Source organism: Pseudanabaena biceps PCC 7429 (genome assembly GCF_000332215.1).
GTDB classification, from domain to species: Bacteria; Cyanobacteriota; Cyanobacteriia; order Pseudanabaenales; family Pseudanabaenaceae; genus Pseudanabaena; species Pseudanabaena biceps.
The window spans coordinates 39578-50485 of the sequence record NZ_ALWB01000011.1 but is presented as its reverse complement, the minus strand read 5'-3'; the positions used below and the strand labels follow the sequence as shown (position 1 = coordinate 50485).

Genomic DNA, 10908 nt, shown 5'->3' with positions numbered 1-10908 from the left:
AAAAACTTTAGCGCACGCGCAGCGTGCGCTAAAGTTTTTTGGGGGTTTATTTATGCCCAGCTACTTAGAGTGAAGCTTATCGGAATATTGCATGACTTGGGAACTCTCAGATCTGCTTAGAGCGATCGCCACAACTATTGTCATTGGCATTCATGCCTCCCATCCTTGGTGGTTTGGCGTACATGGGACAAACTACCTCGATCCCGAAATCTTTATTGATACTGCCGTCAACCAAGTCGGACGCTTTACCGTACCGATATTTGTAATTTTGTCGGGCTTTGCCCTAGCCAAATCGGAAGAGAAGCGCCCTTTTGAGTTACCGATTTTTATCCAACGCCGAATCTGGCGGATCGTTCCCCCTTACGTTTTATTTACTCTGTTAAATACTGTTGGTCGATCGCAGTTTCTTTCAGGTAATTGGCTAGATCGTGGGCAGCAGATCGGGCAGGCTCTTGCCTCAGGGATGGGCGATTATCATCTCTATTTTTTAGGAATTATTTTTCAATGCTATGTAGCCTATCCATTCCTGCGCCGCATTAACTTTTCACCTCATAAACTCGTCGCCCTGTTACTCATTACTTTCGCTCTATTTAGTTTGCGATGGTTATCGGCAACCTTTGGATGGCTGCCATCTCTCATCAACCTGCTCCCCGATGGCAACCATGTCATCTACTGGCTACCCTATTTTCAATTGGGAATTTGGTTGTCAAAGGATCGAGGCTGGACAAATGAAACCGTATCCGCATGGCGATCGCCCAGATGGGGATATCTATTCGCGATCGCTACTGTTATAGAGTTAAGCGAATTTTATGGCAGTGCCATACTCAAGAATTCCGCCGAGGCGGTTGGGCATTACACCCGTCCAACTGTAGTGCTTTTGACTCTAACCTTCTTACTTTGGTCGATCTCTTGGCGAAATTGGGAAATCAAATCCCCTGTGTTCCCCATTTCGCCTATTTTTAAGACTATTTTTAAGCCCATTCCTCAACTATGGCGATCGCTCCAACCACGGATGAAAACCCAGATTCAAATATTTTCTAAGGCAAGTTTTACGACCTATCTAATTCATGTCTGGGTACTACGGGCAATTGCCCCTCTGGAAATAGTAGGTGGAATTTTATTTCTCCCCTTAGCGATCGCCCTATCTTGGCTGGGTGGGATTACCCTATGGCGACTGCTGCCAAAATAACTGTGGCTAGGCATAGTTATTTACCAACCAAAACCCATAAAGTTGCGCCCCGTAGGGCTGCAACTTTATGGGTTTTGATAATTTATTTTGCGCAAACACTTAATCAAACAAAATCAAACAAATTTTTGGACTTTTTTGGCAAAGCCCCTAGACAAAACAGCTAATGTCAAGTTATGATTGTTAATCGTGACTAAAAACAGAAACTGAGTAAAATAAGCAAGCCGAAACAAGCAAGCCTTAGTTTACTTAAGTCTGAGTCATGCATTGGTATGGCGAGATGAAATACATTTAGAAATTACGTTTAAATGTTTTCACTCAATATAACAACCAACCCAAGAGATTGTGTTTCTCACGTCTAGTAGTTTGTCTAGACATCTTCTGTAAGTCGTCTCGAAGTCCGTTAAACAGCCTTCAAAACCAATACTTCTTACTAAGATCGGAACCGATCTCTTTTGAGCCTGTCAAAAATCGGCAGAAATATCTGCGCGAAAATTTGAAAGTCAAGCAAGCGGAGCTAATTTTAATGACTGTCGGTATTCTCGGCACAAAACTTGGGATGACCCAAGTATTCGATTCGGATGGCAACGCTGTTCCTGTAACCGTTGTTCATGCAGGACCTGTAACTGTCACACAGGTAAAGACCGAAACCAAAGAAGGCTACAAAGCCATTCAAGTTGGATACGGCAAAACTCGTGAAAAGCTTCTCAGTAAGCCAGAACTAGGACATTTGAAAACATCAGGTGCAGAACCTGTAAAGCATCTGCGTGAATATCGCCTCGAAAACGTTAGCGATTTCACGATCGGTCAGACTCTAGATGTAAGTCAATTCAAAGATGGCGACATCGTTGATGTGATTGGAACTAGCATTGGTAAAGGTTTCGCTGGTTATCAAAAGCGCCACAACTTTGGTCGCGGTCCGATGGCTCACGGTTCTAAAAACCACAGGCAGCCTGGTTCGACTGGAGCTGGTACCACCCCAGGACGTGTATATCCTGGTAAGCGCATGGCTGGTCGTCTTGGCGGTAAGCAAATCACCGTGAAGAAGCTAACTATAGTCAAAGTCGATGCAGCGAACAATGTGCTGCTAATTAAAGGAGCAGTTCCTGGTAAAGCTGGAGCGTTGCTTAACGTTATTCCTACCGTAATTATCGGCAAGGCTAAGTAGTTTGTTCGTGAGATCGAGAGAATTTAAGTTATGCCTACAGTAATAGATTGGACAGGGAATGAAGTTGGGGAAATAAGCCTTGATTTGCGTGTTGCTAAAGAAGCAAGTGCAAAGGGTTTAGTTCACCGCGCCCTCGTCAGACAGTTAGCAAATGCCCGTCAAGGCACAGCCAGCAGCAAGACTCGCGCTGAAGTCCGTGGTGGTGGTCGCAAGCCTTTTAGACAAAAGGGAACCGGTCGCGCTCGTGCGGGTTCGACCAGATCCCCGCTCACCCGTGGTGGTGGTGCTATTTTTGGTCCTAAGCCCAGAGATTACGAAACGAAGATGAACCGCAAAGAGCGCCGTCTCGCTTTGCGTACTGCTTTCATCGGTCGTTCCGCTGATTTGATCATTGTTGAAGATTTTGCCGTAAATCTAGCTCAACCTAAGACCAAGGAATTGTGTCAGGCGCTTGAGCGTTGGGGTGTGACCGTAGGGCAAAAGACCCTGATCATTACCGATCGCAAAGAAGAAAATATTATTTTGTCTGCGCGTAATATTCAAAACTTGCAACTTATTGCAGCCGATCAGCTCAATATGTTCGACATTCTTAACTCTGAAAAGATTGTGGCAACTCGCTCGGCGATCGCCAAGATTCATGAAGTATATGGTGGCGATGCAAAGTTGGCAACCGAGATCGTCACAACGGTCGAAGACGCAGAATAACGGAATCTAAGTAGAAGAAAGAAACAACATGGCTAAGATCCCTACCGAATTCGATCCCCGTCGTTTGCCCGATATCATTCGTCGCCCCCTGCTCAACGAAAAGGCAACTCGACAACTAGAAGACAACAAATATACCTTTGATGTTTTCCAAGATGCCACCAAGCCTGAAATTAAAGCTGCGATCGAGAGTCTTTTCTCGGTTACGGTCAAGAAAGTAAATACCCATAACCCACCCGCATCAGCGCGTCGTATTGGTAAATTCGCAGGCAAACGCGCTCAAATCAAAAGAGCGATCGTTACTCTTGCAGAAGGCAGCAAAATCAATTTGTTCCCAGATGTGTAACCTCCCCCATCAAAATTGCCAAGGGCAATTTCGATCGCGGAAAACAAAACCAGAGAACTGTTCTTTAACAACATCAGACAATTATGGGCGTTCGTGCATATAAACCTTATACCGCTAGTACCAGACAGACCGTTGTCTCGGACTTTGCGGAAATCACTAAATCAGAACCCGAAAAGTCTTTAACCACCCACGTTCATCGTAAAAGAGGACGTAACAATCGTGGTGTAATCACTAGCCGCAGACGTGGCGGCGGTCACAAACGTCTCTATCGGATCATCGATTTCAAGCGTAGCAAGCGCGATATCATCGCCGAAGTAATTGCGATCGAGTACGATCCCAACCGCACTGCTCGGATTGCGCTTTTGCAATACGAAGATGGCGAAAAGCGTTATATCCTCGCCCCTAAAGGCATTGCCGTTGGCAACAAGATTCAAGCTGGTACTAGCAATGTACCTTTTGAAATTGGCAATGCGATGCCCTTGGTGAATATTCCTCTAGGTACGATCGTGCATAACGTCGAAATGACTCCTGGCAAGGGTGGTCAAATCGTACGCTCGGCTGGTGCTGGCGCTCAGATCGCTGCTAAAGAGGGTGATTTTGTTACTCTCAAGCTTCCTTCTAGCGAAGTTCGCATGATTCGGAAAGAATGCTTTGCAACCATTGGACAGGTAGGAAACCTCGATCACAGCAACGTCAGCCTTGGTAAGGCAGGACGCAGCCGCTGGTTGAACCGTCGTCCTAAAGTTCGTGGTATGGTCATGAACCCCGTCGATCACCCCCATGGTGGTGGAGAAGGTTGCGCCCCCATTGGACGCAGTGGCCCAGTTACTCCTTGGGGTAAACCAACCTTGGGTTATAAGACTCGCAAGAAGAAAAAGCTCAGCGATGCCTTGATCGTTCGTCGCCGCCGCAAGTCCTCGAAGCGCGGTAAGGGCGGACGTAACGCCTAATCATATATTTTCCCGCTACGCGGGAAAATATATATTCAAAGTTTTTACAGAGAGTACAAATTATGACGCGATCGCTAAAAAAAGGTCCCTTTGTTGCCGATCACTTACTGACCAAAATTGAAAAGCTTAACGCCAAGGGTGAAAAGCAAGTTGTCAAAACATGGTCTCGCGCTTCCACCATTCTTCCTCAAATGATCGGGCATACAATTGCTTGTCACAACGGAAAACAGCACGTTCCTGTATATGTCACGGAGCAAATGGTAGGACACAAACTCGGAGAGTTTGCCCCTACTCGCACCTTCCGAGGTCATGCCAAGAGCGATAAAAAGGCCAAGAGATAGGTAGACAGGTAGTTAAAAATGATCCTCGCCCAAAACGAAATCCCTGCTGTAGCCAAATATATTCGGATGTCACCTCACAAGGTGCGTCGAGTACTCGACCAAATCCGTGGTCGTAGCTACCGCGAAGCATTGATGATTCTTGAGTTCATGCCTTACCGCTCCTGCGAGCCAATTACGAAAGTATTGCGTTCGGCAGTAGCAAATGCAGAACATAATGCAGGACTAGATCCCGCATCCCTAGTAGTTAACCAAGCCTTTGCCGATATGGGACCTAGCCTCAAGCGCTTCCGTCCCCGCGCTCAAGGTCGTGCTTACCAAATTCGTAAGCCAACGTGCCACATTACGATCACCGTCAAACCATCGGAGGAAGAATAGGTATGGGTCAGAAGATTCACCCAACAGGGTTACGCCTCGGCATCACCAAGTCCCACCTTTCTCGTTGGTACGCTGATGTCAATCGCTACGGTATTTTGGCTGAAGAAGACAGCAAAATCCGTAAGTTTATTGAAAAAACCCTGAGTAATGCAGGTATTGCTGACATCTTGATCGATCGCAAAGCCGATCAGGTCGATCTCGAAATCCGTACCGCCAGACCTGGAGTTGTCGTCGGTCGTGGTGGCGCTGGTATCGAGCAATTGCGTGTCGGACTAGTCAAGCACCTCGAACTAGACGGTTCCCTTAAAAAGACTGGTACTAGTCAAGTTCGGATTAACGTTACCGAAGTAACCAGAGTCGATGCGGAAGCCCCTCTCATTGCTGAATACATCGCTCAACAAATCGAACGTCGCGTTTCCTTCCGTCGCGTCGTACGTCAAGCCATTCAAAGAGCTCAACGTGCAGGCATTGAAGGTATCAAGGTTCAAATCAGTGGTCGTCTCAACGGTGCTGAAATTGCTAGAACTGAGTGGGTTCGTGAAGGTCGCGTTCCTCTGCATACATTGCGTGCCGATATTGACTATAGCTACAAGACTTCCAGAACTATTTATGGTGTGATTGGCATCAAGGTCTGGATCTTTAAAGGCGAAATCATTCAAGGCGAAGAAGCCCCCGCTCCTGCCGCTCAACCCCGTCGTCGCCAGCAACGTCGCCCTCAATTTGAGGATCGTTCCAGCGCTGAAGGATAAATTCTGTCACCCTTGAGTTTTGAACCATGTTAAGTCCCAAACGTACAAAATTTCGTAAGCAGCAACGCGGTCGGATGGCGGGTCCCGCTACCAGAGGCGCTGAAATCAACTTTGGAGATTACGCCATGCAGGCTCTAGAGCCTTCTTGGATTACATCTCGTCAAATCGAAGCTGCCCGTCGTGCTATGAACCGCTACATCCGTCGCGGTGGCAAGATTTGGATCCGTATTTTCCCAGACAAGCCCGTAACGATGCGTCCTGCTGAAACCCGCATGGGTTCAGGTAAAGGTGCTCCAGAATTTTGGGTATCGGTAGTTAAGCCCGGTCGCATTATGTTTGAAGTGGCTGGTGTAAGTGAAGAGACCGCAAGAGAGGCAATTCGTCTTGCCGCAGCCAAGATGCCAATCAAAACCAGATTCGTTATCCGTGAGAAGGAGTAAAAGATATGGCACTCCCCAAAGTCCAAGAAACTAGAGAGCTATCTGATGAAGAGTTGCAAGCTCAAGTCTTGTCTGTCAAGAAAGAGCTATTCGATCTGCGCTTCAAGCAGGCAACTAGACAGCCCGTCCAACCGCATCAGTTCAAACATGCGAAGCATCGTCTGTCGCAACTGATGACTGTCGAGCGCGAACGCCAGTCCAGAGCTTAGTCGATTTAGAAAATTTATTTTAAAGAACCGAAAAGTAAAGACATAGGAGTTAGCAATGGCAGTTAAAGAGAAAGTTGGCGTTGTCGTCAGCGATAAAATGCAAAAAACGGTGGTTGTAGCGGTAGAAAACCGTTCCTCTCACCCCAAATATGGAAAAATCGTGGTCAAAACGACTAAGTTTAAAGCCCACGACGAAGAAGATAAAACCCGTGAAGGCGATCGCGTCAAAATTCGGGAAACCCGTCCCCTCAGCCGTACAAAGCGATGGGAAGTTGTAGAGATTCTCTCATCTAGCTCGGAAGCATAAGCCATGATTCAACAAGAGTCTTATTTAAATGTCGCAGATAATAGTGGAGCGAAAAAGCTACTATGTATCCGCGTTTTGGCTGGCGGTAACCGTGCCTTTGGCGGAGTTGGTGATGTCATTATCGCCACGGTCAAGGATGCTGCGCCAAATATGCCAGTCAAGAAATCTGATGTTGTCCGCGCCGTGATCGTTCGCACTAAGGCATCCATCAACCGTGAAAGTGGGATGAGAATCCGCTTTGATGACAACGCGGCGGTGATCATTAACCAAGACGGCAACCCCAAAGGAACCCGCGTATTTGGTCCAGTTGCGCGTGAGTTGCGGGATAAAAACTTCACCAAAATTATCTCCCTAGCGCCAGAGGTACTGTAATGTCATTCAAGCCCAAGACTGCCTATCGTGGCAATCGCAAGTCTTTTAAGATGCATGTCAAAAAAGATGATGTAGTTCAAGTAATTTCAGGAAGTTCAAAGGGAACCGTTGCCAAAGTGCTACAGGTTTTCCCTAAGGACAGCACCATCCTTGTGGAAGGTGTCAATGTCAAGACTAAGCATGTCAAGCCTCAAGCTGATGGCGAGTCTGGACAAACCATTACCCGTGAATTTCCGATCCACAGTTCCAAAGTATTGTTGTATTCCGAAAAGGAAAAGACCGCTAGCCGTTCTTGCTACACCTTTACGGACGATGGCAAGAAAGTAAGAATGTTGAAAAAGACTGGCGAAATCGTTGATTCCGTCAAGACTGAAAAGAAATAATTCTGTACAACCTGACCAAGCCCAGGAAAAATCATCGAGGAAGATAAAATGCTAACACCGTTCGCCGAAGTCTATGCCAAACAGGCTGTTCCCAAATTGATGGAACAGTTCAAGTACACCAATATTCATCAAGTTCCCAAATTTGAGAAGGTGGTAATCAATCGCGGTCTGGGCGAAGCTGCTCAAAACGCAAAGTCCCTAGAAGCATCTTTAAATGAAATTGCCACGATCGCAGGTCAAAAGCCCGTGGTCACCAGAGCGAAAAAAGCGATCGCTGGTTTCAAATTGCGTCAAGGTATGCCCGTCGGGATGATGGTTACCTTGCGCCGCGATAAGATGAATAACTTCTTGGATCGTCTGATCAACTTCTCATTGCCTCGCATTCGTGACTTTCGCGGTGTTAGCCCCAAGAGCTTTGATGGACGTGGTAACTATACCCTCGGTGTCCGCGAGCAACTTATCTTCCCCGAAATCAGCTACGACAGTATTGAGCAAATTCGGGGGCTTGATATTTCCATCATTACCACTGCCAACACGGACGAAGAAGGACGTGCGCTCCTGAAAGCAGTTGGTATGCCCTTTAGAGAATCATAAGTAGATCGAATTAGGAGATAAGGATGGCTACCAACGACACCATCTCGGATATGCTTACCCGCATTCGCAATGCCACACTAGCAAAGCATCAGACCACTGCAATTCCTGCAACTAAGATGACTTTGAGCATTGCCCGAGTGATGAAACAAGAAGGTTTTATCGCAGATTTTGAAGAAACAGGCGAAAGTATCGACCGCGCCTTGGTCGTCGCCCTCAAGTACGAAGGCAAAAATCGTCAATCAATTATCAAACGCCTTAAGCGTGTGAGCAAACCTGGTTTACGGGTTTACTCGAACTCTAAAGAATTACCCCGTGTATTAGGTGGGATCGGCATTGCGATCATTTCCACCTCTAAAGGGATCATGACCGATCGCGAAGCCCGTAAACAGGGAGTCGGCGGTGAAGTCCTTTGCTATATCTGGTAATTCAGATCTTGAAGATTATTTAATCTCGATCTGGTAATTCAGGCTGTTAATTCAGCAAATAAAATCACAAGCAACGGAAAACAGACATGTCTCGTATTGGAAAACGTCCCATTCCTCTTCCCCCAAAAGTTGCGGTCTCCATCGTAGGGCAAGAGGTAACCGTCAAAGGACCTAAAGGCGAACTAAAGCGTGTGTTGCCCCCGACTGTAGAAATCCTGCAAGAAGAGAGCAACTTAATTGTCAATCGCGCTAACGAGTCTCGCCCCGCAAGGCAACAGCACGGGCTCTTTCGCACCCTCGTTGCCAATATGGTCGAAGGTGTATCCACTGGCTTTAAGCGCAAGCTCGAAATTCAAGGGGTTGGTTATCGTGCCAACTTAAACGGCAGCAATATCGTCCTTACGGTTGGTTACAGCCATACCGTTGATATCGTTCCTCCTGAAGGTATTTCCTTAGGTGTGGAAGATGCGTCAGGGAAGAAGGTTCCTCAAGGCACATTTATTGTTGTTGAAGGAATCGACAAGGAAATCGTCGGCAACTTAGCCGCTAAAATTCGCGCTGTACGTCCCCCTGAAGTATACAAAGGTAAGGGCATCCGCTATCTCGGTGAATTCGTCAGACGTAAGGCTGGTAAGACTGGTAAGAAATAGAACTAGGAATAATATACCTGTTTTATTTCTACCTCTTTATTTGATTTTCATTTTATATAGAATCGACAAAAAATCGATAGGTTACGAACAATATGAGTGTCAGTCGTAGACAAGCAACCGTAAGCCGCCACAAGCGAATTCGCAAAGGTATGTCAGGCACGCCCGAACGTCCTCGCTTAGCAATTTACCGCTCTAATAATCACATTGTGGCGCAAGTGATTGATGATGTAGCCCAACATACGCTCGTTGCTGCATCGACCCGCGAAGCAGATGTGCGTGAGAGCCTCAGCACTACTGCAAATTCCGAAGCTTCAGCTAAAGTTGGTGCTTTGATTGCGGAAAGAGCGATCGCCAAAGGAATTACTAAAGTTGTGTTCGACCGTGGTGGTAATCTCTATCATGGAAGAGTCCAAGCTCTCGCTGAAGCTGCCCGCGAAGCAGGTCTAGATTTCTAGCGCATCGAATCATCCAGCAGTGAATCAGTAGATAGAAACTAATATGGCTAAGAATTATGGCTAAAAATAGAGAATCAAGACCAGGTGGTGGTCGCGACAGTGGCAGCGGCGACAGTGGCGACAACAACCGCGATGAAAAGCGCAAAGGCAAGCGTGATAGTAAGAAAAACGATCGCGCTCGTACTGAAAAAGAATCGGAATGGCAAGAACGCGTTGTCCAAATCCGCCGCGTAACTAAGGTTGTTAAGGGTGGTAAAAAACTCAGTTTCCGTGCGATCGTCGTCGTCGGTAACGAGAAAGGACAGGTTGGCGTTGGCGTTGGCAAGGCTGCCGATGTGATCAATGCCGTCAAAAAAGGCGTTGCCGATGCAAGAAAACATGCGATCGACGTACCTTTGACCAAGAGCAATTCCATCCCTCATCCTACCAATGGTATCGGTGGTGGCGCTAAGGTAATGATCCGTCCTGCATCCCCTGGTACTGGGGTAATTGCTGGTGGAGCCGTCAGAACCGTACTAGAACTTGCTGGGGTCAAAAACATCTTGGCAAAGCAACTCGGTTCTAGCAGCCCTCTCAATAACGCTCGTGCCGCAGTTAATGCCCTTTCCACCCTGCGTACCTTTGGCGAAGTCGCCAGAACTCGCGGTATTACATTGGAACAGTTATTCAACTAATAACTTTGAAAAATCCTTGCTTCGCAGGGATTTTTCAAAAACAGTAATCAGCTAGGAAAAACTATGAGAATTGACGATCTTCAGCCTCAAGAAGGCTCTCAGCATCGCAAGCGTCGAATTGGACGTGGAATTGCCGCAGGGCAAGGTGCTAGCGGTGGATTTGGTATGCGCGGTCAAAAATCTCGTTCGGGTCGCCCCACCAGACCTGGTTTTGAAGGTGGTCAAATCCCCCTTTACAGACGAGTACCAAAACTTAAGCACTTTACAATTGTTAATCCCAAACACTTCACAATTGTTAATCTCGATCAATTAAGCGATCTACCTAGTAATACCGTAGTAACTCTTGAGTCTTTGATGGACGCAGGGATTATTACACAAAACGATGGTGTGTTGCGTGTTTTAGGAAGAGGTGAGATTAATGTTGCGCTAACCGTTCGCGCCCATTCAATTACCACATCTGCAAAAGCTAAAATCGAAGCAGCAGGCGGCACTGTAGAAGTTGCTGCCTAAACAAAAGAGAATATGTGGCGAAGTGGTTAACGCTTCGCCACATATTCTCTTTTGTTGTTTTGGAAGGAAGAC

Annotated in this window: 19 protein-coding genes; all 19 read left to right on the top strand. The window is 46.8% G+C overall.

All coding sequences use genetic code 11. From position 1 onward, the window contains the following. The first annotated feature begins 91 nt into the window (after positions 1 to 91). The 19 genes from PSE7429_RS02600 to rplO all read left to right on the top strand — a co-directional run bounded on the left by PSE7429_RS02600 (position 92) and on the right by rplO (position 10836). Positions 92 to 1189 carry an acyltransferase gene (locus tag PSE7429_RS02600; protein ID WP_009625491.1) on the top strand — a complete coding sequence of 366 codons (1098 nt, stop codon included), beginning with the start codon at positions 92 to 94 and terminating at the stop codon, positions 1187 to 1189. Positions 1190 to 1712: 523 nt separating this feature from the next. Further along, a complete protein-coding gene (gene rplC / locus PSE7429_RS02590) occupies positions 1713 to 2354 on the top strand; it encodes a 50S ribosomal protein L3 (protein ID WP_009625490.1) in 642 nt (213 codons plus the stop codon). 30 nt (positions 2355 to 2384) lie between these two features. Further along, positions 2385 to 3059, top strand: a complete 675-nt coding sequence (rplD, locus tag PSE7429_RS02585) for a 50S ribosomal protein L4 (protein ID WP_009625489.1) — start codon at positions 2385 to 2387, stop codon at positions 3057 to 3059. Between the two features lie 28 nt (positions 3060 to 3087). Beyond that, positions 3088 to 3402, top strand: a complete 315-nt coding sequence (locus tag PSE7429_RS02580) for a 50S ribosomal protein L23 (RefSeq protein ID WP_009625488.1) — start codon at positions 3088 to 3090, stop codon at positions 3400 to 3402. A gap of 83 nt (positions 3403 to 3485) precedes the next feature. After that, complete coding sequence (gene rplB / locus PSE7429_RS02575; RefSeq protein WP_009625487.1) at positions 3486 to 4352, top strand: 50S ribosomal protein L2; 867 nt, start codon at positions 3486 to 3488, stop codon at positions 4350 to 4352. Positions 4353 to 4414: 62 nt separating this feature from the next. Continuing rightward, on the top strand, positions 4415 to 4693 hold the full coding sequence (gene rpsS / locus PSE7429_RS02570) for a 30S ribosomal protein S19 (RefSeq protein WP_009625486.1): 279 nt from the start codon (positions 4415 to 4417) through the stop codon (positions 4691 to 4693). An 18-nt stretch (positions 4694 to 4711) separates the two neighbouring features. Next, positions 4712 to 5068: a 50S ribosomal protein L22 gene (gene rplV, locus PSE7429_RS02565; RefSeq protein ID WP_009625485.1), complete on the top strand. Its 357-nt coding sequence runs from the start codon at positions 4712 to 4714 to the stop codon at positions 5066 to 5068. Positions 5069 to 5070: 2 nt separating this feature from the next. Next, complete coding sequence (rpsC, locus tag PSE7429_RS02560) at positions 5071 to 5817, top strand: 30S ribosomal protein S3 (RefSeq protein WP_009625484.1); 747 nt, start codon at positions 5071 to 5073, stop codon at positions 5815 to 5817. A 26-nt stretch (positions 5818 to 5843) separates the two neighbouring features. Beyond that, entirely contained in the window at positions 5844 to 6257 is a 414-nt protein-coding gene (gene rplP / locus PSE7429_RS02555) for a 50S ribosomal protein L16 (protein ID WP_009625483.1), read from the top strand. A gap of 5 nt (positions 6258 to 6262) precedes the next feature. Then, positions 6263 to 6466, top strand: coding sequence for a 50S ribosomal protein L29 (gene rpmC, locus PSE7429_RS02550; RefSeq protein ID WP_009625482.1), 204 nt, complete (start codon positions 6263 to 6265; stop codon positions 6464 to 6466). Positions 6467 to 6521: 55 nt separating this feature from the next. Then, positions 6522 to 6773, top strand: coding sequence for a 30S ribosomal protein S17 (rpsQ, locus tag PSE7429_RS02545; RefSeq protein WP_009625481.1), 252 nt, complete (start codon positions 6522 to 6524; stop codon positions 6771 to 6773). Positions 6774 to 6776: 3 nt separating this feature from the next. Next, complete coding sequence (gene rplN, locus PSE7429_RS02540) at positions 6777 to 7145, top strand: 50S ribosomal protein L14 (protein ID WP_009625480.1); 369 nt, start codon at positions 6777 to 6779, stop codon at positions 7143 to 7145. Next, complete coding sequence (gene rplX / locus PSE7429_RS02535; RefSeq protein ID WP_009625479.1) at positions 7145 to 7528, top strand: 50S ribosomal protein L24; 384 nt, start codon at positions 7145 to 7147, stop codon at positions 7526 to 7528. The genes rplN and rplX overlap by 1 nt, the downstream gene beginning before the upstream one ends. Before the next feature lie 48 nt (positions 7529 to 7576). Continuing rightward, the gene (gene rplE / locus PSE7429_RS02530; RefSeq protein ID WP_009625478.1) at positions 7577 to 8122 is read left to right on the top strand and encodes a 50S ribosomal protein L5; all 546 of its coding nucleotides are present in this window, start codon (positions 7577 to 7579) and stop codon (positions 8120 to 8122) included. A 23-nt stretch (positions 8123 to 8145) separates the two neighbouring features. Beyond that, a complete protein-coding gene (gene rpsH, locus PSE7429_RS02525) occupies positions 8146 to 8547 on the top strand; it encodes a 30S ribosomal protein S8 (protein ID WP_009625477.1) in 402 nt (133 codons plus the stop codon). A gap of 86 nt (positions 8548 to 8633) precedes the next feature. Beyond that, positions 8634 to 9197 carry a 50S ribosomal protein L6 gene (gene rplF / locus PSE7429_RS02520; RefSeq protein ID WP_009625476.1) on the top strand — a complete coding sequence of 188 codons (564 nt, stop codon included), beginning with the start codon at positions 8634 to 8636 and terminating at the stop codon, positions 9195 to 9197. A gap of 92 nt (positions 9198 to 9289) precedes the next feature. Next, positions 9290 to 9652, top strand: coding sequence for a 50S ribosomal protein L18 (rplR, locus tag PSE7429_RS02515; RefSeq protein ID WP_009625475.1), 363 nt, complete (start codon positions 9290 to 9292; stop codon positions 9650 to 9652). 56 nt (positions 9653 to 9708) lie between these two features. Beyond that, positions 9709 to 10326, top strand: coding sequence for a 30S ribosomal protein S5 (gene rpsE / locus PSE7429_RS02510; RefSeq protein WP_009625474.1), 618 nt, complete (start codon positions 9709 to 9711; stop codon positions 10324 to 10326). A gap of 63 nt (positions 10327 to 10389) precedes the next feature. Beyond that, a complete protein-coding gene (gene rplO, locus PSE7429_RS02505; protein WP_009625473.1) occupies positions 10390 to 10836 on the top strand; it encodes a 50S ribosomal protein L15 in 447 nt (148 codons plus the stop codon). Positions 10837 to 10908 lie beyond the last annotated feature (72 nt).